This is a genomic window from Streptomyces scabichelini (genome assembly GCF_011045015.1).
In the GTDB taxonomy this organism is placed as follows: domain Bacteria; phylum Actinomycetota; class Actinomycetes; order Streptomycetales; family Streptomycetaceae; genus Streptomyces; species Streptomyces scabichelini.
Genome location: NZ_JAAKZY010000022.1, coordinates 21,584 through 45,622, shown reverse-complemented (window position 1 = coordinate 45,622; position 24,039 = coordinate 21,584). Strand labels below are relative to the sequence as shown.

The 24,039-nt window shown below is 69.8% G+C and carries 22 protein-coding genes; 13 read left to right on the top strand and 9 right to left on the bottom strand.

Annotated elements, in window-relative coordinates:
• The first annotated feature begins 26 nt into the window (after window positions 1-26).
• Both G5C60_RS09780 and G5C60_RS09775 read left to right on the top strand, forming a co-directional pair.
• The gene (locus tag G5C60_RS09780; protein WP_165256902.1) at window positions 27-767 is read left to right on the top strand and encodes an SDR family NAD(P)-dependent oxidoreductase; all 741 of its coding nucleotides are present in this window, start codon (window positions 27-29) and stop codon (window positions 765-767) included.
• Between the two features lie 204 nt (window positions 768-971).
• Window positions 972-1,364, top strand: a complete 393-nt coding sequence (locus tag G5C60_RS09775) for an ester cyclase (protein WP_165256900.1) — start codon at window positions 972-974, stop codon at window positions 1,362-1,364.
• A 470-nt stretch (window positions 1,365-1,834) separates the two neighbouring features.
• Here G5C60_RS09775 and G5C60_RS09770 read toward each other — a convergent pair whose 3' ends face one another.
• Window positions 1,835-3,115 carry a cytochrome P450 gene (locus G5C60_RS09770; RefSeq protein ID WP_165256898.1) on the bottom strand — a complete coding sequence of 427 codons (1,281 nt, stop codon included), beginning with the start codon at window positions 3,113-3,115 and terminating at the stop codon, window positions 1,835-1,837.
• 153 nt (window positions 3,116-3,268) lie between these two features.
• Here G5C60_RS09770 and G5C60_RS09765 point away from each other — a divergent pair, with 153 nt between their 5' ends.
• From G5C60_RS09765 to G5C60_RS09745, 5 genes are all read left to right on the top strand, one after another.
• Complete coding sequence (locus tag G5C60_RS09765) at window positions 3,269-4,819, top strand: FAD-dependent oxidoreductase (protein WP_165256896.1); 1,551 nt, start codon at window positions 3,269-3,271, stop codon at window positions 4,817-4,819.
• Window positions 4,816-5,397: a nitroreductase/quinone reductase family protein gene (locus G5C60_RS51005; protein WP_206439304.1), complete on the top strand. Its 582-nt coding sequence runs from the start codon at window positions 4,816-4,818 to the stop codon at window positions 5,395-5,397. Before G5C60_RS09765 ends, G5C60_RS51005 begins: the two co-directional genes overlap by 4 nt.
• Window positions 5,398-5,493: 96 nt before the next feature.
• Window positions 5,494-5,835, top strand: a complete 342-nt coding sequence (locus G5C60_RS09755; protein WP_165256894.1) for an ArsR/SmtB family transcription factor — start codon at window positions 5,494-5,496, stop codon at window positions 5,833-5,835.
• A 61-nt stretch (window positions 5,836-5,896) separates the two neighbouring features.
• Window positions 5,897-6,346, top strand: coding sequence for an SRPBCC family protein (locus tag G5C60_RS09750; RefSeq protein ID WP_338145762.1), 450 nt, complete (start codon window positions 5,897-5,899; stop codon window positions 6,344-6,346).
• The gene (locus tag G5C60_RS09745; protein ID WP_165256890.1) at window positions 6,346-6,966 is read left to right on the top strand and encodes a dihydrofolate reductase family protein; all 621 of its coding nucleotides are present in this window, start codon (window positions 6,346-6,348) and stop codon (window positions 6,964-6,966) included. The genes G5C60_RS09750 and G5C60_RS09745 overlap by 1 nt, the downstream gene beginning before the upstream one ends.
• A gap of 73 nt (window positions 6,967-7,039) precedes the next feature.
• Here G5C60_RS09745 and G5C60_RS09740 read toward each other — a convergent pair whose 3' ends face one another.
• Window positions 7,040-7,435 carry a RidA family protein gene (locus G5C60_RS09740; RefSeq protein WP_165256887.1) on the bottom strand — a complete coding sequence of 132 codons (396 nt, stop codon included), beginning with the start codon at window positions 7,433-7,435 and terminating at the stop codon, window positions 7,040-7,042.
• 139 nt (window positions 7,436-7,574) lie between these two features.
• Here G5C60_RS09740 and G5C60_RS09735 point away from each other — a divergent pair, with 139 nt between their 5' ends.
• Both G5C60_RS09735 and G5C60_RS09730 read left to right on the top strand, forming a co-directional pair.
• The gene (locus G5C60_RS09735) at window positions 7,575-8,549 is read left to right on the top strand and encodes a helix-turn-helix transcriptional regulator (RefSeq protein ID WP_165256885.1); all 975 of its coding nucleotides are present in this window, start codon (window positions 7,575-7,577) and stop codon (window positions 8,547-8,549) included.
• A 194-nt stretch (window positions 8,550-8,743) separates the two neighbouring features.
• Window positions 8,744-9,883, top strand: a complete 1,140-nt coding sequence (locus tag G5C60_RS09730; RefSeq protein ID WP_165256882.1) for an FAD-dependent oxidoreductase — start codon at window positions 8,744-8,746, stop codon at window positions 9,881-9,883.
• A gap of 120 nt (window positions 9,884-10,003) precedes the next feature.
• On the opposite strand, the gene G5C60_RS09725 is transcribed toward G5C60_RS09730, so the two are convergent.
• Window positions 10,004-10,705 (bottom strand): iron-dependent transcriptional repressor DtxR, encoded by a 702-nt coding sequence (locus G5C60_RS09725; RefSeq protein ID WP_165256880.1) that lies wholly within the window; start codon window positions 10,703-10,705, stop codon window positions 10,004-10,006.
• 8 nt (window positions 10,706-10,713) lie between these two features.
• Window positions 10,714-11,247: a YbhB/YbcL family Raf kinase inhibitor-like protein gene (locus G5C60_RS09720; RefSeq protein ID WP_165256878.1), complete on the bottom strand. Its 534-nt coding sequence runs from the start codon at window positions 11,245-11,247 to the stop codon at window positions 10,714-10,716.
• A gap of 164 nt (window positions 11,248-11,411) precedes the next feature.
• Here G5C60_RS09720 and G5C60_RS09715 point away from each other — a divergent pair, with 164 nt between their 5' ends.
• The gene (locus G5C60_RS09715; RefSeq protein WP_165256875.1) at window positions 11,412-12,107 is read left to right on the top strand and encodes a GntR family transcriptional regulator; all 696 of its coding nucleotides are present in this window, start codon (window positions 11,412-11,414) and stop codon (window positions 12,105-12,107) included.
• Between the two features lie 26 nt (window positions 12,108-12,133).
• Here G5C60_RS09715 and G5C60_RS09710 read toward each other — a convergent pair whose 3' ends face one another.
• Window positions 12,134-13,159, bottom strand: a complete 1,026-nt coding sequence (locus G5C60_RS09710; RefSeq protein ID WP_165256873.1) for an Lrp/AsnC family transcriptional regulator — start codon at window positions 13,157-13,159, stop codon at window positions 12,134-12,136.
• Window positions 13,160-13,274: 115 nt separating this feature from the next.
• On the opposite strand from G5C60_RS09710, the gene G5C60_RS09705 reads away from it, so the two are divergent.
• From G5C60_RS09705 to G5C60_RS09695, 3 genes are all read left to right on the top strand, one after another.
• Window positions 13,275-14,867 (top strand): AbgT family transporter, encoded by a 1,593-nt coding sequence (locus G5C60_RS09705; RefSeq protein WP_165256871.1) that lies wholly within the window; start codon window positions 13,275-13,277, stop codon window positions 14,865-14,867.
• Between the two features lie 104 nt (window positions 14,868-14,971).
• The gene (locus tag G5C60_RS09700; RefSeq protein WP_165256868.1) at window positions 14,972-16,165 is read left to right on the top strand and encodes a M20 family metallopeptidase; all 1,194 of its coding nucleotides are present in this window, start codon (window positions 14,972-14,974) and stop codon (window positions 16,163-16,165) included.
• 497 nt (window positions 16,166-16,662) lie between these two features.
• On the top strand, window positions 16,663-17,529 hold the full coding sequence (locus G5C60_RS09695) for a nitroreductase/quinone reductase family protein (protein WP_165256866.1): 867 nt from the start codon (window positions 16,663-16,665) through the stop codon (window positions 17,527-17,529).
• A 141-nt stretch (window positions 17,530-17,670) separates the two neighbouring features.
• Here the strand turns inward: G5C60_RS09695 and G5C60_RS09690 are convergent, their stop codons facing one another.
• The 4 genes from G5C60_RS09690 to G5C60_RS09675 form a co-directional block, all read right to left on the bottom strand.
• The gene (locus tag G5C60_RS09690) at window positions 17,671-19,788 is read right to left on the bottom strand and encodes a HelD family protein (RefSeq protein ID WP_206439303.1); all 2,118 of its coding nucleotides are present in this window, start codon (window positions 19,786-19,788) and stop codon (window positions 17,671-17,673) included.
• 93 nt (window positions 19,789-19,881) lie between these two features.
• Window positions 19,882-20,496 carry a TetR/AcrR family transcriptional regulator gene (locus G5C60_RS09685; protein ID WP_165256968.1) on the bottom strand — a complete coding sequence of 205 codons (615 nt, stop codon included), beginning with the start codon at window positions 20,494-20,496 and terminating at the stop codon, window positions 19,882-19,884.
• Between the two features lie 96 nt (window positions 20,497-20,592).
• Window positions 20,593-22,725 carry an aminoglycoside phosphotransferase family protein gene (locus tag G5C60_RS09680; RefSeq protein ID WP_165256965.1) on the bottom strand — a complete coding sequence of 711 codons (2,133 nt, stop codon included), beginning with the start codon at window positions 22,723-22,725 and terminating at the stop codon, window positions 20,593-20,595.
• 199 nt (window positions 22,726-22,924) lie between these two features.
• Window positions 22,925-23,992, bottom strand: coding sequence for a phosphotransferase family protein (locus G5C60_RS09675; protein ID WP_420907356.1), 1,068 nt, complete (start codon window positions 23,990-23,992; stop codon window positions 22,925-22,927).
• Window positions 23,993-24,039: the final 47 nt, after the last annotated feature.

Here is a 24,039-nt window from a genome sequence, read left to right as displayed (position 1 = left end):
TACTTGAATTTGGGGAGGTCATAGTCATGGGACAGCTTGAGGGTAAGACCGCAGTCGTCACCGGCGGCAGCGCCGGGATCGGCCTGGCGACTGCGAAGCGATTCGCGGCCGAGGGCGCGCACGTGTTCATCACCGGCCGGCGCGAAACCGAGCTGGAGAAGGCCGCCGCCGCCATCGGCAACGCCACCGCGGTGTCCGGTGACGCCAGCGTCGCGGCCGACGTGGACCGCCTGTACGAGCGCGTGCGAGAGCACGGGCAGGGCCTGGACGTGGTGTTCGCCAACGCGGGCATCAACCTCCTCGCGACGCTGGACGAGCTCACCGAGGACATCCATGACGCGGTCTTCGACACCAACGTCAAGGGCACCTTCCTCACTGTGCAGAAGGCCCTCCCGCTGCTCAACGACGGCGCTTCGGTGATCCTCACCGCCTCCACCGCCGCCGAGGGGGGCGCGGCGGGCATGAGCGCCTACGGAGCATCGAAGGCGGCCGTGCGGGCTTACGCCCGCGCCTGGGCCGACGAGCTCGGCAGCCGGGGTATCCGGGTCAACGCGATCTCGCCGGGCCCGGTGAACACCCCCATGTGGGAAGCGGCTTTCGGCGATCGCGCCAGGGAGATGCTGGAGACCGTCGCGGCCGGCCTGCCCCCCAAGCGGTTCGCCGACCCCGACGAGATCGCCGCCGCCGTGACCTTCCTCGCCTCGTCGGACAGCAGCTTCGTCTACGGCGCCAATCTCTACGTCGACGGCGGAATGAACCAGATCTGAGCGGACCGCCGGGTGACACCCAGGGAACGGGTGACACACAGGGAAGCGGACAACCAGGGGAGGGCGCCGCCGGCACGCCCAGAGCGGACGTACCCGCAGTCGAGATTCCTGCCTTCAGCGACGGCCGCCACGGCGAGACCGTGCAAGTGCGTCGCACATCATCACCATCCGGAAACACCCCGATCCGGGAACTGAGAGGCAATCATGTCTGACGCCGAACTGCGCGATTTCTTCCAGCGCTACATCGATGCGCTCAACGCTCATGAGTTTCACCGCATGACCGAATTCATCCACGACGAACTCATCATGAACGGCCACCCGGTCACGCGGGACGACGTCATCGCGGACCAGGAGGGCCACGCCGACGCGGTCCCGGACTTCACCTGGCGGGTCAAGGACCTCGCCATCGACGGTGACCGAGTGGCGGCCCGTCTGTTCAACAAGGGCACGCCCGCGAAGGAGTGGTTCGGCGTGCCCCCCACCGGCGCCACGGTCGAGTATGCCGAGTACGCCTTCCACAAGGTTCGTAACGGGCGCTTCTATGAGATGAATTATCTGATCGACGCCCAGGCAGTGCAGCGACAGCTGGTCGCCTGACCTTCCTCTGGCAGCCCGGTCCGGGCCATCTGCGCCGTACGCTCGCTCAATTTGCGGCACCATCCGGGGTTGTGCGATGGCAGCGCTGGTCATGGGGTGTGCTGCCCTGTATCCGGTGCCCGCTGGTCCCGTGGCTCCCGGCTGCTGCGTAACCCGGCCCTGCAACCGCCTCGCCGAGGTTGACTGCCGGGTGCAGCACCGGCAGTCCCGCCGCGAACGGCCGGCTCCGCCGCCGGTGTCCGGCCGGCCAGGCGGCGCACCAGTAGGGGGCCGCGGCTGTGGCGGCCCTGGGCGGGCCACCGCGCTCGGTGACGTCCGGGGCGCAACACAGGTTCCCGACCGTCATGTACCGGTTTCGTCCTACGTACGCGGAGGAGGAACCCTCGCGGTGACACCGTGCGTTCGCTGCCAGGGCTGCTGCGGGACGAGGCCGAGGAAACGTGGAACGGGCCCGGTCCGCGTCGCCTGGGCTATGCGCCGCGGGGGTGGCAGGTCATGGGCAGCTCGCCGGGAGAGATGACGACGCGGGCGTGCGGCCGGTAGCGGTGCCCGGGCACGGTGCGCAATTGCCAGCGGCCGGCGATGGTGGCCAGGGCGGTGAGGATCTGATTCATCGTCAGGGCGTCGCCGATGCATTTGCGTACCCCCGCGCCGAAGGGGATATCGGCGCAGCGTGTCAGGGCCTTCGCACGGTCGGGCAGCCAGCGGTCGGGATCGAAACGCAGCGGATCGGGGTGGATCGCGGGGTTTCGGTGAACCGCGTAGGTGCAATAGGCGAGTTCGGCGCCTGCGGGGAGCTCGACCGGGCCGAGGCGTACGGGGACGAGGCTGCGCCGGGCCAGCATCCAGACTGCCGGGTGCAGTCGCAGGGTCTCTTTGACGACGCGCCGGGTGTACTCGAGTTCGGGCAGGTCCTCGGCCTGTACGGGGCGGTCGCCGAGAACGGAGTCGATCTCCTCGTGCACACGCTGTTCCACGTCCGGATGACGTGCCAGTTCGTAGAAGACATGGGGCAGTACGTCCTTCAAGCCGTGCACCGCGGCCCAGACCAGGAACAGCGTGTCGGCGATGATCTGCTGGTCGCCGAGCGCTTCGCCGGTGTCGGCGTAGCGGGCTTGCAGGAGCAGGGAGAGGACATCGTCGCCGGTCCCGCCCTGGCTGCGGTGATGGACGAGGGCGGCCGCGACGGCAGTGCGCAGATCGGACAGGGCGCGCCGGAACCGGCCGGTGCCCGGCACATGCCTGAGGTGGGCGAGTCCGGGAAGGGCGAGGCGCCAGTACAGGCCTTGGGTGGTCCGGGAGGACAGGATCGCGAGGCCGGCCGCCACCTGACCGAGGACCGGGGTGTCGCCGCACACGGCGCGGGCGTTGACCCGGTAGGCGAGCTGGGCCATCGCCTTGTCCACCCTGACCGTCTCCCCCGGGTGCCACCGGGCGATGGCTTCCTGTGTGGCCCGCCGGACCTCCGGGGTCCGGGCGGCGATCCGTCGCGGGTGGAAACCCGGTTGCACGGCGCGACGGTGCCGGCGGTGCGATGCGAAGAGAGTCAGTCCCTCGAAGTCCATGTCCATCACCAGGCCGACGCCGAACTGGGAGCCGATTCCCGCGGTGATCCTGCCCTGGGCGTAGCTGCGGGCGTCGGTCACCAGGACCTGATGCAGGAGTTCCGGTGAGTTGACCACGTAGACATCGGGGGTGAAGGCCGGGCCCCGCATCCGCACCAGGGGGCCGAGCTCGTTGAGCGACGCCATGAAGCCGAGCGGATCACACACCATCCTCAGGCCGTGCCCGAGCAGGGGCAGAGCTCCGGGAGCGGTCGGCACGGCGGGGGGAGACGCGGAAACAGCCACGGGCTCTCTCTCGGTCGATCACGATCGCGTTCAGCGATCGGTAATGTACTGGCTGTGACGACTGGTTGGGGCGGGGCAGGGTCGTGCGACGTGATCGTCGTGGGCTCCGGGTTCGGCGGTAGCGTGACGGCGCTGCGTCTGGCGCAGAAGGGCTACCGCGTCACGGTCGTCGAGGCCGGGCGGCGGTGGCGGCCGGAGGACTTCGCCGCATCCCCCTGGCAGGCGCATCGCCTGCTGTGGGCGCCCTGGCTCGGGTGCCGGGGCATCGTACGGCTGCGGGTGCGCCGCCGGCTGATCGCCCTGACGGGCATCGGGGTCGGTGGCGGGTCTCTCGTCTACGCGGGGGTGCACTACCGGCCCGACGCACCGGTGTTCCGGGCCCCCTGCTGGGACCCGGCCCTCGAGTGGGAGGCGGAACTCGCCCCGTACTACGCGCTGGCTGAACGGATGCTGGGCACGACCGAAGTGCCCCGGCCGACGGCGGGCGATGACGTCCTGCGGCTGGCGGCCGATGCACTCGGGGTATCCACAAGCGTCCACGCCACCCGCGTGGGCATCCACTTCGGCCCGCCCGACCGGACCGTGCCCGACCCCTTCTTCGACGGCCGCGGGCCTGCTCGGGCCGGCTGCACGGAATGCGGACGCTGCACCCTCGGCTGCCGTGCCGGCGCGAAGAACTCCCTCGACCACAACTACCTGCATCTGGCCGAACGGTCAGGGGCCGACATCCGGCACCTGACCGAGGCCCGCAGACTGCTCCCGCAGCCGGACGGCACCTGGCAGGTGCACACGCTCCAGAACAGCGGCATCACACGACGCCGAGCGGTGCTGACCGCGCATCAGGTCGTGCTCGCCGGCGGCGCGTGGGGGACCGTGGAACTCCTGCACCGCTCACGGCCCCACCTTCCGAAGCTGTCGCAGGCACTGGGCACACGGACGCGGACCAACCGCGAGGTGTTCGCCACCGTGTCCGCGCCAGGCTTCGACGTGGGACCGGGCGTCGCGATCAGCTCCGCGCTGCAACCACACCCGGACCTGCTGGTCCAGCTGTGCAGACTTGGGCCGGGCTCGCATCCCGCAGCGTTGCTCGCACGATCGGCCCGGCTCCCCTGGCGGGACTTCGGCCGTCGTACCGCCGTGCTCTTTGCCATGGAACAAGGCGACTCACACCTGACCAGCCACTACCGCCTCGGGAAGATGACCTTCCGCCCGGGAAGCCCGGGGCCCGAACCCGTACGGCTGGCTGCCGCCGAGGCCGTGGCGCACCACTACGCCCGGCACATCGGCGGCCGGGCCGGTCTGCTGTGGAACACCGCCCTGGGGCTGCCGGTCACCGCGCACCTGATGGGCGGCTGCCCGATCGGCAGTGACCCCGCCACGAGCGTCGCCGACCTCTACCACCGGGTCCACCGCTACCCGACCCTGCACATCGCCGACGCCTCCACCGTCCCCACCAACCTGGGCGTCAACCCGGCACTCACCATTACCGCGATGGCCGAACGCGCCTGCGCTGCCTGGCCCGTGAGCGGCCGGCCCGACCAACGCCCGCCCCAGCACCTGCCGTACCGGCCCGTTCCGCACCGGACGGAAGAGACCGGCTCATGACACATCCCCTCATCGCCCGCCTTGCCACCAACCGCGCCGTCACCCGGCTCGCCGCCCACGTGCTGCCCCAGTGCGATCTGCTCATCCACCGCCTGACCCGGGGCCGCATGCTGCCGAGCCGCCTCTTCCTGGACACCATCGTGCTGGGCACCACCGGGCACCGCACCGGAGCCCCACGCGCCACGCCCCTGTCCGCCCATCGGGCCGAAGACGGGACCTGGACGGTCGTCGGCAGCAACTTCGGCCGCCCCGACCACCCGGTGTGGTGCGTGCCCGCTGGTGCGCAGCTTCGACCGGGGGCGCCCGCCTCTGCGCGGCGGCGCGACTCCCGCAGGACCGCCGCGGAGACCCCGAGGGTGTCGGTGGACACCAGCACGCGGCCCACGCCGAGCGCCCCGGCGGCCGGCCGTCAGCCGGACCACCCATGCGGCCTTCTCGGCGTTGGGGAACACGGACGAGCTCGCGACGAGCCGCCGGATGTCGCGGCCCGACACCGGGTTGGCGATGACGTCGACGTGGCGTCGGCCACCAGCCGGTGGCGGCTCACCCGCCGGCCGTTGCCGTGCTGCAGCCGCTGACAGCGGTCACAGTCGTCATCCGACAAGACCCGCTTGATCCTCTCCGCTTGATGTTCTCCGTTTGACGTATGCCGATATAGGCATACGATGGCTGCCATGGCACGAGCAGCGACGACGTCGGATGTCTTCAACGCGATCGCCGAGCCGCAGCGCCGGGAGATCCTGGTGCTGCTGCGGGCGGGTGAGCGGCCGGTGACCGAGTTGGCCCAGGAGCTGGGGATGACCCAGCCGGGAGCGTCCAAACACCTGCGGGTGCTCCGGGAGGTCGGGCTGGTGCGCGACCGCAAGGCAGGCAAGCAGCGCCTGTACGGCCTGGACGCCCGTGGGCTGCGACCGGTCCACGAGTGGACCGGCGGGTTCGAGCGGTTCTGGAACGAGAGCTTCGACCGGCTGGACGCGTACGTGCAGGACCTCAGGCAGGCAAAGCAGGAGGAGTAGCTGATGAGCGCGACAGGACGAGGAGCGCCGGGCGCAGTCCGCGACGGCCGACCGCGAGATCGTGATCTCCCGGGTCATCAGTGCCCCACGGGAGCTGGTGTTCGAGGCGTTCACCGAAGTCCGGCACCTGTCGCGGTGGTGGGGGCCGGAGGGGTTCACCACCACGACGCGGTCCTTCGAGTTCCGCGTCGGCGGGGAGTGGGACTTCGTGATGCACGGACCGGACGGGACGGACTACCAGGAGTGGATCTCCTGGACCGAGATCGTCCCGCCGGAGCGGATCGCGCTGCTGCACGGCGAGTCCCGCGGCGACCCGAACGCCTTCGAGTCGGTCCTCACGTTCACGCCCGACGGCGCGGCGACCCGGATCGAGATGCGCACGGTGTTCCGCACCAAGGAACTGCGCGACCAGGCGGTCGAGAAGTACCACGCGATCGAGGGCGGCCGGCAGACCCTGAGCAACCTTGCTGCCTACGTGACCGAGAGCGTTCGGAAGGGAGTTGAGGACTGATGGCCGGAAAGGTGTTCTTCAGCGTGTCCATGTCGCTGGACGGCTTCATCGCGCCCGAGTCCCTCGGGGACCTGATGGGGCAGCAGTGGATGGAACTGCAGCAGTGGGTCTTCCCGCAGCGGTTCTTCCGGGAAAACCTGAAGCTCGGCGAGGGCGGCGAGGAAGGGCGTGACAACGACATCTTGCGGGAGACGTTCGAGCGCACCGGCGCGAGCGTCATGGGCAAGCGCATGTTCGACGCCGGCGAGCAGGCGTGGCCGGAGGAGGCGCCGTTCCACACGCCGGTCTTCGTCGTGACGCACGAGAAGCGTGACCCCTGGGAGCGGCCGGGTGGGACCACCTTCCACTTCGTCAACGACGGCATCGAGAGCGCGCTCGACCAGGCCCGCGAGGCCGCCGGCGACCGAGACGTCCGTATCGCGGGCGGCGGCGCGACGATCCTGGAGTACGTGAACGCCGGCCTGATCGACGAGTGCTCGATCGCGCTCTCACCCGTACTGTTCGGCTCCGGAATCCGCCTGTTCGAGGGCGTGGACGCGGGCCGCGTGGCCCTGGAGCCGGTCCGCGCGGAGCCGACGCAGCGGGTGACCCACCTGACCTACGCAGTCCGGGAGCGGTGACTGTCCCGACCTCGGCGCTCCCCCGCCGAGGTCGGCAGCACGGTGAGATCCTCCTGGAGGAGAAGGGGTCACATCACGCGACGGCGGTGCCCTCGAGTTCGACCATCTGGCCGGGGATCGCCAGGCGCGTCACACCGAGCATGGTGGTGGTCGGCGCGACCTCGGCGGCGCCCAGCCGGCCCGCCAGCACGCCGTAGTGATGGAAGAGCAGGTCGACGTCGGTCGTGTAGACGTTGAGCCGGACGAGGTTCGGGAGGGACATGCCGGCCTCGGCGAGCACCGCCTCGATGTTGTCGATACTCAGCGCCAGCTGCGCCGCCATGTCACCGTCGTGCTCGGGCTTGCCTTCCTTGCTCATCGCGGTCTGCCCCGAGATGTACAGGGTCCGCGAGTGCCCGGAGACGACCTCGCCCTGGTTGAAGCCCATCTCGACCGACCACGTCACCGGATTGACCGCGTTACGTTCCATCGCCGACTCGCTCCATCCATTAGGTTTGCTGAATTGCGTACGTTCAACGGCCCGGCATTCGCCGGGCTTTGTCGTCGCGTAACAGACCCTTCCAGCAAAAGGTGACATCTTCAGTCATGTATTTGGTTAGGGTTTTCGCATGCGCGCCGACCGGTTGGTTTCCCTGGTGCTCCTGCTGCGTCAGCGCGGCCGGATGACCGCGGAGACACTGGCCCGCGAGCTGGAGGTATCCACCCGCACAGTGCTGCGTGACATCGAGGCGCTGTCCACGGCCGGCGTCCCGGTCTACGCCGAGCGCGGCCGACACGGCGGTTTCGCGCTGTTGCCCGACTTCCAGACGGCGCTCACCGGACTGAATCACGACGAGGCGCTTGCCCTGCTGGTCGCCGGATCGCGGCGCGGCGCACAGCTGTTCGGCCTCGGTTCGGCGCTCGCCTCGGCCATGCTCAAGGTGGTCGACGCGTTGCCCGAGGGCCTTCGGGACACGGCGGCCGATGCGGCGCAGCGATTACTCATCGACCCGGAGACCGATCTCCTCTCGCGCCGCGTGGCCATCGAGGAGATGTCCGACGCCATCGTGGCCGAGGTCCGGCGCGCGGTGTTCGCCGGACACAGATTGCGTATCCACTATGGGGCAGTGGACCAGGCCCCGAAGTGGCGCACGGTGGACCCGATCGGCCTGGTCACCGTACGGGAACAGGGTTACCTGCTGGCCAAGAGAGCCGGCGAGGACCGCACCTACCGGCTGTCCCGGGTGCTGGCCGCCGAGGAACTCGACGAACCCGCGCAGCGACCGGACACCGTCGACCTGGACCGAGCCTGGCAGGAACGCAACGCGCAGTTCCGGACCGGCGGTGACAAGGTCGCCGTACTGGTACGGGTGGACCCGGCGCGGCGGGAGCACCTGGTTGGCACCGCCCTGGCCGTGTGCGTCGAGGAAGCCGACGCGGACGGCTGGCTGCGGCTGAACGTGATCTTCCAGGATTCGCGACACGCCGAGTGGGCCCTGTGGCAGTACGCCACCGACGCGGAAGTCCTGGCCCCGCAGTGGCTGCGCACCTCCCTGTGCAACCGCGCCGCCGCGATCGCTGCCCGCTATGGTCCGCCGTCCTGAGCGTGGGGAGCGACCCGAGACCGCGGACATGAGCACGATCGATCCAGACGCCGAGCTGCGCGCCCTTCCGGGTGCGTGTCGGTCATCTGTCAGGGGCTGTCCGTCCCATGTAAGTGGCTTGTCGGCGGGGCCTGGCACCTTTCCGGAATCGGCCGCCGGAGATCACGGGGCGGTCCCGACCCCGAGGAGCCACCATGCACACCCCCGTCACGATCATCGGCGCCGGACTCGGCGGACTCACCCTGGCCCGCGTCCTGCACGTCCACGGAATCCCGGTCACGGTCTACGAGGCCGAGTCCGCCCCGACGGCACGCACGCAGGGCGGGATGCTCGACATCCACGACTACAACGGGCAGCTCGCACTCCAGGCGGCCGGCCTGATGGACGAGTTCCACGCCATCGTCATCGAGGGCCGCCAGACGATGCGGCTCGTCGAGCAGGACGGGACCGTTCTGCACGAGATGGCCGACGACGGCACGGGCGGACGCCCCGAGGTGCAGCGCGGGGAGCTGCGAAGGATCCTGCTCGACTCGCTCCCGGCCGGCACCGTCCGGTGGGGGCACAAGGTCAGCGGCACCCGTGCCCTCGGCGAGGGCCGCCATGAGGTGACGTTCGCCGACGGCGGCACCGTCGTCACGAACCTGCTGGTCGGCGCGGACGGCGCCTGGTCGCGGGTCCGGCCGCTGCTCTCCGACGCCGCACCCGAGTACGTCGGCACGTCGTTCGTCGAGACCTACCTGTTCGACGCCGACACCCGGCACACCGACTCCGCGAAGGTGGTCGGCGGCGGGTCGATGATCGCGCCCTCGCCGGGCAAGGAGATCCACGCTCACCGGGAAAGCGGTGACACCCTGCACGCCTACGTGGCACTGTCCCGGCCGCTGGACTGGTTTGCCGCCATCGATTTCACCGATGCCTCCGCCGCGGCCGCGCGCATCGCGCGGGAGTTCGACGGCTGGGCGCCGGAGCTCACCGCGCTGATCACGGACGCCGATATCGCGCCTGCTCTGCGCCCTCACCACGCCTTGCCGGCCGAGCACCGGTGGGGCCGGGAGCCGGGGGTGACGCTGCTCGGTGATGCCGCCCACCTCGCGGCCCCGAACGGCGAAGGAGCCAACCTGGCCATGCTCGACGGCGCCGAACTGGGCAAGACCCTCGCCGCGCATCCCGACGACATCGAGGTCGCGCTCACCGAGTACGAACAGGCCATGTTCGCCCGCAGCTCCGAACCAGTCACGTTTGACGGCACCGAGGTCCACGGGATCGAGTCCGAAAACAACACAGCCCAAGCCATGTTCAAGATGATCAACGAGCAGGGTCAACAGGCGACTTGAGCCTCAGGCGGCGGGCCACGACCAGCTCAGTAGGTGCGCGGGTGGCCCTCGACCACGATCGTGGTCGAGGGCCACCCCCTGCCTGCACGGGCCACGGCACAGGCCGGCGCCCGGCTGGGCTCAGCGCCTGGCCACGACGACGTGCGCGGCGGTCTGCGTGGGGACTTCGGCGGCCTCCCCGCCGCCGCTGACCATCACGCCGCCGGGCGAGGACGTCACGCTCACGACCGCGCCGGGCCGCACCCCGGCGTGCCGCAGGGAGTACATCAATTGGGGGTCGGTCTGGATCAGCTCCCTGATGCGCCGTACGACCGCACTCGCGCCGTTCGGCCCGGGAACGAGGTCGCTGAGCCTGACCATGCTCTCGTCGCTCTCGTCGGGGAACGGATCCACGGTGCTCTTCCCGCCGAGTTCCTCCAGGCCCGGGATCGGGTTGCCGTAGGGCGACTTGGTCGGGTGCCGCAGCAGCTCAAGGACGCGGCGTTCGACGGCCTCGCTCATCACGTGCTCCCAACGGCAGGCTTCGGCGTGGGCCTGCTCCCACTCCAGCCCGATCATGTCGACGAGCAGGCACTCCGCGAGCCGGTGCTTGCGCATCACGCGCGTGGCCAGCCGACGGCCCTCCTGCGTCAGCTCCAGATGCCGGTCGGCGGCGACGTGCAGCAGACCGTTGCGCTCCATGCGGGCGACGGTCTGGCTGACGGTGGGGCCGCTCTGGTCCAGGCGCTCGGCGATACGGGCGCGCATGGGGAACACGCCTTCCTCCTCGAGCTCCAGGATCGTACGGAGATACGTCCCGGTCGTGTCGATGAGTGGGGACATGCCGTCCGTCAGGCGGGAGTTTCGGCGGTGGCGGTCAGGACCGCGCGGCCGAGGATGTGGCCGGCCATGGTGAAGCCGAGGACGGCCGGGGTGGCGTCGGCCGGGACGCCGATGGACTCGACGTCGAGGGCGTGCACCACGACGAAGTAGCGGTGCGGGCCGTGCCCGGCCGGCGGAGCGGCGCCGATGTAGCGGGCCGCCCGGGCGTCGTTGGGCAGTTGGAAGGCGCCCTCGGGCAGGCCCGAACCGGTGTCGTCGCCGGCGCCCTCGGGCAGCGCGGTGACGGTGGCGGGGATGTCGGCGACCGCCCAGTGCCAGAACCCGGACCCGGTGGGGGCGTCGGGGTCGTAGACGGTGACGGCGTAGCTCTTGGTGCCTTCCGGGGCGCCGCTCCAGGACAGCTGCGGGGAGACGTCCTTCCCGCCGGGGACGCCGGAGGAGTACTGCTCGGGCGACCAGGCGGCGCCGTCGGTGACGGTGGTGCTGGTAACGGTGAAGGAGGCCGCCTCGGGGAGGCGGGCGAAGGGGTCGTTGGCGCTCATCGCGTCGTTCCTTTCAGGCCGTCAGGCCGTGCTGTGGGGTGGCCGAGATGCGGCCGACGGGGTCCACGGCATCGCGCAGAGGCACCGCCGCCGCCTTTCATCGGCCGCTGGATCGACCATAACACTGATAATCGATTATCTATTGGATCGTCTACGCTGAGGGCATGACTCAGACGGGCCACACCTCGACCTCACCGGGGAAGCAGATGCTCTCCGAGCAGGTCTACGCACACCTGCGGGACGCGATCATGCGTGGGGTGTACGCCCCCGGTGACGCCCTCAAACCGCAGGACCTCGCCAAGGAACAGGGCGTGAGTCTGGCCGTCGTGCGTGAGGCGCTCGTGCGGGTGGTCGGCGAGGGTCTCGCCGACCGGCTGCCCAACCGCGGCTTCGCCGTCCCGGCCGTCTCCGACCGCCGCTGGCAGGAGATCGCGGAGGCTCGCCGGACCATCGAACCGCTCGTGCTGCGCATGTCCATCGAGCGCGGGGACGTCGACTGGGAGGCCCGCGTACGAGCGGCCCACCACCGTCTGGCCCGCACCCCGGCGTACGTGCCGGAGGAGGGCGAGTACTACAGCAGCGCATGGTCCGAAGCCCACCGGGCATTCCACCGCACCCTGCTGGAGGGCTGCGGCAACCCCGTTCTGCTGGAGACCTTCGACCGGATGTGGACCGCCAGCGAGCTGGCGCGCCGCTGGTCGGCGCGCCGCACCGACCGGGACGACGCCCGTGAGCACCGCCGGCTGGAGGAGGCGGCGCTGGCCCGCGACGCCGACACCGCGGCCGAACTACTGGCCCAGCACGTCACCCAGACCGCGGCCGGACTGACCGGGAGAGTCTCCACGGCCGTTGAGATGTGACTTGGCCGGCCGGCGTCATCAGGGGCTTACAGCAGCGTCGGCGCGTGGAATGGTCCGAGGCCGGAGGTCAGGTCCCGGTCCAGCCAGTAGCGGCGCGGTTCGGCGAGCATGACGTGGACGCTGGCCGTGAGGATGCCGGGGATCTTGGCGAGTTCGTTGTCGATGAAGAGCGCCAGGGTGGAGCGGTCGGCGACCAGGCCGGTGGCGAGGACGGACATGTCGCTGGCCACGTGGGCGACGAGCCGGGTCTGGGGGAGCTGGTCGATACGGCGCATGACGTCGGCGGTTTCGCCGGGTGCGACCCGCAGGCGGAGCATGAAGGGGGTCTGGAAGCCCAGCCATTCCGACACGATCTCCAGGCGCGGTTGGACCCATCGTTCGTCGAGGACCCGGCGGACGACGCGGTGCGCGGTGGAGGTGGCCAGGCCCGCGGCTCGGGCGATGCTCGCGGCGGAGGCCCTGCCGTCCTGGATCAGCTGGGTCACCACGGTGCGCTCGGTCTCGCTGAGGGGCTTTGCGGGTGGTGTCGCGGTCGCGGCGCCTTCCGGGCGGGCGCCGGTCAGTTTCAGCAGTTCGGTCCGCTCGGTGTCGGCGAGGAACTGGGGGTCCCACGTGATGCCCCGGCGCAGGGTGCTGAGGGCGGGCAGAGCGTTGACGCGGCGGACGCCGGGCACGGAGAACATCCGGTCGATCGCCTCGCTGGTGGCCGCCTCCGACGGGGCATGGACGACCGCGTAGAGCGGGTAGTCGCCGGAGATCTGCGCCAGGAGCTGCAGGTGGGGCAGGTCACGGAGCCGGTCGAGGACGGCCAGCGGCGTTTCGCCGGTGATGTCCAGGAAAACGTGGACCGGCATCGCCGTGGAGTGCATGCCCCAGTCGGCCTGCCCGATCACGCGGACCATCCGGGCCTCGTGCAACCGGTCGTAACGGCGTTTGAGCGTGCTGGCGTCCGCGGTCAGGATCCCGCCGATGTCGTCCCAGGTGGCCCGGGGTGCCAGGTGCAGCGCCCCGATGAGGCGCCGGTCGAGCTCGTCGAGGAGAGGACGGGTCATGGTGCCCCACCTTAGACCGCCGATTAATCCCACTGTTACACCCAGGGGCTAGAGAATCTCTCATCGCGGTGCCATTGTTCGCAGGAACATCCCTCAATCGCACGAAGAGGTACCGATGAGTGCCACCTCCGCCCAGCCACAGCCGCCCCAACCGCCCCAGCCCCAGCCGACCGAGTCACAGTCGACCGAGCCACAGTCGAGAGTCCTGCGTATCGCGTTCCGGGGTTTCGCGGCGATCGAGAAGATCGGTAACAAACTGCCCAACCCGTTCTGGCTGTTCTGGATCCTCGCGGGGGTCGTGGCCGTCCTCAGTGCCGTGCTGGCGGCGGTCGGCGTGAGCGCCGTGCACCCCGGCACGCACGAGACCATCAAGGTGGAGAACCTGCTCAGCAAGGACGGCCTCACCATGGCCGTCGAGGGAGCCGTCGAGAACTTCGCGGCCTTCCCGCCGCTGGCCACCATCCTCACCGTGATGTTCGGTATCGCCGTCGCCGAGAGGAGCGGGCTGTTCTCGGCGCTGCTGCGCCGCATGGTCGCGCGGGTGCCGGGCAGGTACCTCACCTTCGCCCTGTCGATGACGGCCATGGTCAGCCATGTCGCCGGCGACGCCGCCTACGTCACCCTCATCCCGCTCGGCGCACTGGTCTTCCGTGCGGCGGGCCGCAGCCCGGTGCTCGGCTGCATCGTCGCCTACGTCTCGATCTCCGCGGGCTACGACGCCTCCCCGTCGCTGACCACGACCGACGTACTGCTGTCGTCGATCTCCACCGCCGCCGCCCACACCATCGACGCCGACCAGGTCGTCACCCCGGTCGCGAACTACTTCTTCGGGCTCGGCTCGTCCGTCCTCGTGGCGCTGGTGATCACCCTCGTCGTCGACAAGGTCCTCGCCCGCCGCTCGGACCTGGAGCCCGACGAGCCGGTCGCCGCGCCGAACGCCGCAGAGCTGGAGGCGATCGAGGTGACCGCGCAGCAGCGCCGTGCGCTGCGCGTGACCGGCCTTGTCGCCCTCGGCTTCATCGCGTTCCTGGCGGTGGCCATGATTCCCACGTCCTCACCACTGCGCGGCGAGGGCGGCAGCATCGTCGACTCCGTACTGATCGGCGGGATGGCGCTCGTCCTGGGCGTGTTCTTCGCCGTGCTCGGCACCGTCTACGGCCGGATGACCGGCACCTTCTCCGCATCCCGCGACATCATCGCCGCGATGGTCGACGGCACCCGGTCGATGGCGCCGATCCTCGTCCTGTTCTTCGCGATCTCCCAGTTCCTCGCGTACTTCAAGTGGACGAACATCGGCAACATCCTCGCCGTCAAGGGCGCCGAGACGCTGCGCGACGTGGACATGCACGGCTGGACCGTGCTGGTCGGCGTCGCCGTGCTGATCACGTTCATGAACCTCGTCATCACCAGCGGTTCCGCCCTGTGGGCCCTGGCCGCCCCCGTCCTCGTACCCATGCTGATGCTCATCGGGATCGAGCCCGCGACCACTCAGGCCGTCTACCGCGTCGCCGACTCGGTGACCAACTGCGTCACCCCGATGAGCCCGTACTTCGTGATGGCGCTGGGCTTCATCCAGCAGCATCGCAAGTCCGCCGGCATCGGCACCCTGGCCTCCTTCACGATCCCGATCGCCGCCGTCGTCTGGGTCGTCTGGATCGCGTTCTTCGTGGCCTGGTACCTGCTGGGCATCCCGTTCGGCATCAGCTGAACCCGCCCTTCCACCCTTCGCCCTGCCGTCCTTCGCCCTTCCGGCCTCTCGGCGAAGGAACGCCACCCCCCCACCTCCGTACGAGAAAGCAGATGGAGCAGATCATGCCCGCATCCCCCGCATCCCCCGCTGCCGCCGCCCTCACCGCCCGCGCCCAGCAGGTCTCTTCGGAGATCGTCACCGACATCCTGACCCTCGTCCGCCACGAGACCAGCAGCTACGACCTGCCCGGCCTCGCGGCGGGCCTGGATCTCCTGCGCGAGGTGGCCGTCCAGCGGCTCGGCCGGCCCGATCACGAACAGCGCCACCCCGGCGGCGAGTGCGGCGACACCCTCACTCTGACCTACACCGGCACCGGCACCGGGCACGTCGCGCTCGTCGGCCACTACGACACCGTATGGCCGACCGGCACCCTCGCAGGATGGGAGCAGCCGGAGGCGTCCGACGACGGTCGGGCGAAGCTCAGCGGGCCGGGCATCTTCGACATGAAGACCGGCCTGGCGCAAGGGATCTGGGCCCTGAAGCTGGCCCGGGAGAGCGGGGCGCCCGTGCCCACCGTCACCTTTCTCTTCAACGGTGACGAGGAGATCGGCTCCCTGTCCTCGCGGCCGGTGATCGAGGAGGTCGCGCAGAAGGCCGACGTCACGCTGGTGCTGGAGCCGACCGCCCACGGCGCGGTCAAGACCGCCCGCAAGGGCTCCGGAATCTTCCGGGTCACGGCCACCGGCGTCGAGGCGCACGCCGGGCTCGCGCCTCAGGACGGGGCGAGCGCGATCACCGCGCTGTCCGAGTTCGTGGTCGCCGCGGCGGCCGTTGCCGCCCCCGACAAGGGCACCACGATCAACACCGGGCTCATCAAGGGCGGCTCCGCCACCAACGTCGTCGCCGGGCAGGCCACCGCCGGCCTCGACATCCGGGTCGCCAGCGAGGCCGAACAGATCCGTGTCGACGACGAACTGGACGCCATCAAGGTCAGCGACCCCCGCGTCCGCATCGAGATCGAACACGCCTGGAACCGGCCGCCGATGACCCTCAACGCCGCCTCCGCCCCGCTCCTCGGCCTCGCCCGCGAGGTCGCCCGCGAGCAGGGCCGCGACGACTTGCCCGACGCCTCCGTCGGCGGCGCCAGCGACGCCAACTTCGTCGCCGCCCTCGGCCTGCCCGTGCTGTGCGGCATGGGCGCGGTCGGCGACGGCGCCCACGCCCGGGGCGAGTTCATCCACCCCGACACCGTGCCCGCCCAGACCGCCCTGGTCGCCGGACTGCTGGGACGACTGGCAGAACCACTGCGGAGCTGAGCCTTTGGACGATGAGTTCGCGGCGCACGACGGGTCTTCACAGAAATAAGGCATTGCTCAACCGCCCGCATTCCATTAACGTCTTCTCCGTGACTGCCGGGTCGGCCATGGGCCAAGAGCGAGTTGGGTTCCCGGCCTCTGCGTGAGGTCGGGGTGGGCCAGGGGCCCGCCTTTTTCTGAGTCCGCGTATTGAGTACGGCGGCTGCGTCGCCACGCGTGTTTTCCTCCGTGATCCGCGTGCCGGTACGCCCCTTGCCGATGCTCACGCGACGTCTTCACCTGGTGTCGGACGCATCCCAGGTACATCTCAGGTACTTCTCCTGGTACTTCCTTCCAGGTACATCTCAGATGTGTCCCGGATCCCTCCGTCGGGAATCCGCGCACCCTTCCCCTTCCCTTCACCACGGCAGCGCGCCATTCGCCGCCCCGTGGCAATTCGCCCTGCCCTGATGCGGAAATCCGCAGAACTCACAGAACTCCGAAGAAGAAAGAAGAGAATGCCCAACGACTTCAATCAGCAAGTCATCGAAGAGTTCCGCAGCAACGCCGGCCAGGTCGGCGGCTACTTCGAAGGAGCCCGGCTGCTCCTGCTGACCACCACGGGAGCCCGCTCCGGCACCCGGTACACCACCCCCCTCGGCTACCTCCCCGACGGCGACGGCAGGGTCCTGGTCATCGGCTCGGCAGGCGGCTCGCCGAAGCACCCGGACTGGTTCCACAACCTCCTCGCCCACCCCCGAGTCACCGTGGAAACAGGGGTGTTCATATACGAGGCACGGGCCGTCGTCCTGGAGGGCGAAGAGCGCGACCAGGCCTTCGCCCGCGCGGTCGAGGGCGACCCGGGCTGGGCCGAGTACCAGGCGAAGACGGACCGCGTGATCCCCGTGGTCGCCCTGCACGAGATCCCCAGCGACGGCCCGCCGAACGTGACCGCATCCTCGATGGCCGAGTACCTCAAGCTCGTCCACGACGCCTTCCGCCGCGAACTGGCCCTGATCCGCAAGGAGTTCGCCGAAGCGAGCCCCGGCACCACCACCCTCGGCGCCCAGCTGCGCGTCAACTGCCTGGCCCTCTGCCAGGGACTGCACAACCACCACACCGGCGAGGACATCGCCATGTTCCCGCTCCTCGCCGACCGCCATCCCGAACTCGCCCCGGCCATCGACCGACTGGGCCGGGAGCATGAGCAGATCGCCGCGCTCATGGAGGAGTTGAAGACGGTCATCGACACCGCGGACCCCGGCAACGGGGGCGACGCAACCCTCGTACGCAAGGAAGTCGAACGCCTCACGGACGCGCTCGAAGCCCATCTGGCGTACGAGGAAGAGCAGTTGATACCCGTACTCGACGTACCGCACCCCTGAGCACCACAGGGGTTCGGAAGCACTCCTAACCCGTGAGCGGCACCCGGCGTATCGGCCGCCCGACGTACCGGCCGGGGCCGCCGCTCACCGGCCGGACGGCGCGGGCGGGCAGGCGCGACCCTCCGCCGCCGTCCAGCGCCCTCAGTCGAACGGCAGCGGCCGCCCATGCACCACATCGAGCCGCGACACCGCCCGCGTCAGCACCACATACAGCCGACGCAACCCCCGCGCACCCGCACCCGCACCCGCACCCATCCTCATCCCCACCCAGCCTTCCGCCTCTTCCTCCGCGATCGCCGCCGGCTCCACGGCGACGACATGGTCGTACTCGAGCCCCTTGGCGACCCCGGCGCCCAACACCGCGACCCGCGCGCCCAGTTCGTCGGGCCCCGCCGTCCCGATGCCCGCGGCGCCGAGCGCCTCCCGGACCCGTACGACGTCCGAGTCGGCCGCGATGACCCCGACGGACCCCTCGTGCGCGAGCGCGTCCCGTACGGCCGAGACGGTCTCCGCGACGACATCACCCGGACTCGCCCGCCGGACTCGCAACTCACCGTCACTCCTCAGTGACCGAGCCGCGGGCACCCGCACATCCAGCCGCGCCAGCAGCCGGTTCGTCAGCTCGACCACCGCCCCCGGCACCCGGAACCCGGTCGTCAACGGCACCACCGCGGCCTCCGGCTTCCCCAGATGCCCGAGCAGTTCGGCCCAGTCGCGGGCGGCCCACGGCGTGGTCCCCTGCGCGAGATCGCCGAGCACGGTCACCGACCCGAAGGCCGCCCGCCGCCCGATCGCCCGGCACTCCATCGGCGACAGGTCCTGCGCCTCGTCGATCACCAAGTGCCCGTACCCCTCCGGGTGTTCCACGAGCCCCGCCACCTCGTCGAGGAGTACGAGATCGGCCGCCGACCACCGCGCCGACTTGTACGACCGAGGCGGCCGCGCCCACAGGACCGCCTTCTGCTCGTCCGCGTCCAGCACCCCGTCCGCCGCCGCGGCCAGCACGTCCGGATCGGCGAGCAGCTCCGCGACGACCTCCTCCGGCCGCACTCTGGGCCACACAGCGTCGACGTACTCGCCGACGGCTCGCGCCCGCTCGATCTTCCGCATCCACGCGTTCGTGGGCGGCCCCGCCCGCAACTCGGCCTGCCGCTGAATGTGCCGCACGACCCGCGTCCGTACGCGCTCACGTCCGACGGCGTACGGCGGCTCCTCGCCCCGTACGCCCGCCACGATCCGCGCCAACTCCTCACCCGACACCCGCCAGCGGTACGAACCGTCCGGCACCGCCAGGTCGTCGAGGCCCGCCGTCACCACCCGGGCGTACAGCGCCCGGCGCAGCACCTCCGCCATCCGCGCATCGTGCTTGACGACGGCGGCCGCTTCCCTGTCGGTGGCCGTCACGGGATGGCGCGCGATCTCCTCCGCGACCGTCGACTGCCGCACACCCGTCTCGCCGAGCGCGGGCAGCACCTCCGAGATGTACGAGAGGAAGGTGCGGTTGGGGCCGAGGATCAGCAGGCCGCCGCGCTGGATGCGCCGCGGGTACGTATAGAGGAGGTACGCGGCCCGGTGCAGCCCGACCGCGGTCTTGCCGGTGCCCGGGGCGCCCTGCACGCAGACGGAGGTGGCCAGGTCGCCCCGTACGAGATCGTCCTGATCGGGCTGGATGGTCGCGGCGATGTCGCGCATGGGGCCGACGCGGGGCCGCTCGATCTCGCCCGTGAGGATACGGCTCTGGATACGGCTCTGCTGCCGCGTCTCCCCCGCCCCCAGGTGCTCGTCCTCCAGACCGGTGAGGTCGGCGGAATCGCCCCGGCTGCCCGGTGCCCAGCCGAACCGGCGTCGCACGCGAACGCCCTGCGGGTCGCCGGCGCTCGCCTGGTAGAAGGCGCGCGAGACGGGAGCGCGCCAGTCGACGACCAGGGGCGGGGCAGCGGGGTGTTCGCTGATCCTCAGCCGGCCGACGTGGTAGCTCTGCCCGGCGTGCTCGCCCGCGTCGAAGTCCAGCCGCCCGAAGAACAACGGCCCTTCGGGCAGCTCACGCAACTCCTTTGCCTTGCTGCGCAGTTGATAGCCGAGCACTTCGGCGTCGGCTCCGGAGGCGGAGACGTCCTCGCCGGTGACGACGTGTTCCTGGGCGCCTTCGACCATCGCGGCGAGGGCGGCGCGGCAGGTGTCGTGGTGGGTGCGTTCTTGGGCGAGTTCTCGGGCGAGGGGGTGGAGGGAGGGGGAGAGGGAGGACTCAGGAGACGTCATTCCAGCAAGGATAACGACCAAACGTTACCGAGTTAAATTTCTTATCGAGTCTCACTTGTGGGCGGGCGCGGCGGGCTGGGGCCCACCGCGCGCTCACGCGAACCGCTTCAACCCCGTCGTCAACTGCCGAAAGGCCAGCTCGGCCGCGGCGACAGCATCCGCCCGGACCTCCTCCGCGCGCTCCCCTGCCGTCATCCGCCGCACGTTCTCCATCGCGAGGATCCGCCGCACGGCGACAATCTGCCCGGCGGCGAGCCGCGCCTCCAGGTCCCCGCCGAGGGCACGGGCGAGCGCCGCCTCGGACCGCTCCAGAAACCCGGACAGCCGGGCCACGAGCGAGGGCGTCCCGTAGAGCAGCCGGTGAAAGGCGAGCACGGGCTCCGCGTCATTGAGCCCGGTGACGGGATCACACCGCTCCAGCCCGTCGAGGAAGTGCACCCGCAGCGCTTCGAGCGGCGACTGCCCCTCGGCCCGCTCGTCAACGACCCGCGCGGCCTCGTCCTCGTGGTCGGCGAACCGGTGCAGGACCAGGTCCTCCTTGGCCGGGAAGTACCGGAAGAGGGTCGGCTTGGAGATCTCCGCGGCGGCGGCGATCTCGGCGACGGAGACGGCGTCGAACCCCCGCTCCAGGAACAGCCCGATCGCGACCTCGGAGACGTCCTGGTACATCCGCCGCTTCTTGCGCTCGCGCAGACCTGTGTCACGCAGTCCCGTGTCGCTCATGCGGACGAGCGTACGCACCACGGGGCCGCATGCGAGCGGAGCGGCTGAGCCGCCGGTGACGTCCTTCGAGGACGCCTCACGTCACAGAGAACCCGCCCGACTGATGCTGCCATGGCCTCCGTACGGCAACGCGCGGGCAAGATAGGGGTTCGCGGTAGCGCGAGTGGGCAGTCCGAGTGACCCCTTGGCCACCGCGAGGGTCACAGCGTACGAGTCCACCGCCCTGCGGACGTTCGGGGCATCGAGGCTGTCACCGGTGACCAGGCGGTCGAGATCCACGTAGGCGGAACGAATGCTCTCGATCCGCCGGTAGACGCGCCAGTCCTGCTGCCAGTCCCTCGTGTGCGTGCTGGGAAGACTGCGCGCCCAGCGGCGGAACATGCGCTCGCGGATCTCCGGCTGGGTCGGGGTGAGATGCATGTGCCGGACCAGGTCGTACAGCGGGTCGCCGACCATCGCCATCTCCCAGTCGATGAGGGTGAGGGCGAGTGCGTCGTCGCGGCGCACGAGGTTCCAGGGGTTCAGGTCACCGTGCAGCAGGGCCGGCCGGCGCGGTGTCACGCGATGCCCGGAAAGGATCTGCCTGAGCCGGGAGGCATCGGGCAGGCCGAGGTCGCGGGCCACCTGCTTCGATTCCTTGGGTAGTTCCCGGACCAGCGCCACCAGTTGCTCGCTCAGCCAGTCGTAGAACCTCGGTGCATACCAGGCCTCCCCCATCGGGTCCAGAGAGCGGCAATCAACCTGGGTCAGTGCGCAGAGCTGGTCCACGAGTCCGTCCGCCTCATGAGGCAGCAGTCCGTACACCGGATGGCTGGGGGGCTGATCACCGTCGGGCGGACCGACATAGGTGTGGATGGCGAACGGGTCGTTCTGATGGCTCATACCCAGGGCGAGCACCCGCGGCGCTCTCACTGCGACCCGGGACCGTTCGATGGCCTGGAGCACGGCGTGCTCGCTGAGGAATCTGGGCTCTCGGCGGCTGACCGATGCCACCTTGCGGCGTACGACGACCGGAAAGTCGACACCCGGCACCCGGACCACCGAGTTGAGGTGTGCGGTGCCCTTGAACACCCGGCTCGCGGGGGCCGCCCCCTCCGCGATCAACGCGTCGAATACCGCGGACTTCGGGAAGTCGGGTTGCTCCGGCACCCTCCGATCCGGATCCCAGCTGAGGACGTTGACCGACCGGACGCCCGGCCGCCGATCACGCCGGGACGCCTGCCACCGGAACAGAACTCTCTCGATCTCCGTCTCGCCCGCCACACTGGCGAGTCGGAGAGGTCTCGCGGCGGCCTCCAGAGCACGGTGCACCGATGCCGTCGCCCCGTCCAGGCTCTTCTGGTCGAACGATTCCTCCAGGGACTTCGCCGCACGCATCACATCGGGATAGACGGACTGGGCCCGCTCGAAGTCGATGTAGTGGCGCAGGTCCTTGGCGAGGCCGTTCACGGCGAGAGGGCGCGTTGCCTGTACGGCCTCGGCCCACGCGTCTATGACCTCTTCCCACTGGAACTCGGGATACCTCATGCGGACGAGATGCGTGGCGAGGTCGTGCAGAGGGTCACCGTAAAGGGCGAGTTCCCAGTCGACGCAGATCAGGGGCGGATCACCGCTGTAGGTCACGATCACGTTGTCCCGGTGGAGATCGGCGTGGAGCAGGCTGTACGGGCGGCGAGCCATGGCGGGCACGCGGTCTGCCATACGGGTCAGGGCATCCTCGGGAATACCCAGGGCCGCGAACAGCCCGCCGAAAGCAGACCAATTGGGCTGACGGATCTGCAGGTCCGCAAGGCGCACCAGCGTCCGCAGGAACCCCTGGCTGTCCTTGTCGTTACACGGCCAGGCATCGGGCAGCGGCGGCAACGCCTCCCTGCGCACCTGTGACATCTGTGCCAGCAGCTCGGCCAGCGCCCTGATCAGCAGTCCGTCGACCGGCTTGCCGTTCGGACACACGCTGGAGAGGGGGACACCCTCCACATAGCTGTGGACGGCGGAGCCTCCGCGCTCGGCCAGGCACTCCGGCACGTGGCGCAGGACGCCCTTGATGGCGTTCAGAATCTCCGACTCGTGCTGCCAGGTCCTGATCACTACCGGCAGCGCCTCGGGCTTGCGGATCCGCACCGTCACATATGTGCCGGCCTCGCGCCGCACATGACGGGCCATGTCCTCGGTCAGCGGCAGCACATAGTTGCGGTTGTGATGGCCACCGCTCATCGCCCCGTGCTCTTTCGCCAGGTCCACGAACTTGTCGTAGGCCTGATCGGCGAACCTTGGCTCCGAGGCGGCTGCCTCTCGCTCCGCTCGTCGACGATCCACGCGGCCTCCTGCCCATGAACGGCGAACCGGTGCAGACCCAGGGTCCTCCTTGACCGGGAAGTACCGGAAGAGGGTCGGGTCGGAGATCTCGCCGCCCTTACTGCGCGTGCTTCATTCCGGGCTCGCGATCCCGGTACCACTCTGCGAGGGCACCCTTGATCTTCTGTGGGCTCGGCACCGTCTCCAGACCGAGCGGATCGGCGGCGGCGGTGAGGACGTTGTGGACTTTTCTGCCCGCCTGGGAGAGGCGGATCGGGTCGGGCTCCTGGCCGGCCCCAAGAGGCTCAAGGGGCCCAGGATGAAGGGTCAGCGACAGGGACTCCCGGATGACATCGGTGAACACCGACTGAGCCTTCTTGTAGTCGCGCAGCTTCGGCAGATCCTCCTCCCAGCCGGCCGAACTGCCAGTCCTGACCTCTTCGACGACCTCGCACCACCGCTCGATCATCCGGTCCTCCTGATGCTTCGGGTAGCGCATCAGGTAGAGGTGCGTGGCCAGGTCGTAGAGCGGATCGCCGAGCATCGCCAGTTCCCAGTCGATCGTCCAGAGCCGGCCCTCGGGATCGAGGATGAAGTTCTCGCGGTGCAGATCGGCGTGCAGGAGACAGAAGGGTCGCTCGTTCAGACCGGACACTTGCTTACGGAGGTGCTTGAAGGACACGTCGTGCACGCCGAGCGCGCGGAACAGTCCTCCGAAGTCCTCCAGGTTCTGCTCGTACACACGCTCCTCGGTGAACGTGATGAGCCGCTCCAGGAACCCCGAGGTGTCGCGGTCCGTCGCCCGGTCCGCGGGCTTACACGTCCGCTTCGCGAGAAGCGTGTCCGGGGTGATGTCGACCAACTGCCGGAAGAGTTCGACGATTTGACCGAAGACGGACGACGGAATCGCCCGCCCCGCTCTGTAGTGCCACCCGAGCGTCTCTCCCTCGATGAACCGCTGCAGAGGGACGGTCTCCGCCTGAATGATGTCGGGGATGCTCGTGATGCGCCCCTGCAGGGCGCCCACCAGGTCCTCTTCCGAAGCGAAGCAGCGCCGGTCGAACCAGAACGCGCCAATGCGAGGCTCACGGCATTTCCAGCGGACCTGCCACAGCCCCCCGGCCTCTCCGGGCAGCGGAAACACATACGTCTCGTGGTGGTAGCCCTGGAGTGGTCCTTCGACCACGCTCGCGTTGCCACTCACCTCAACGGCCCGCTGCCGAGCCAAGGAAG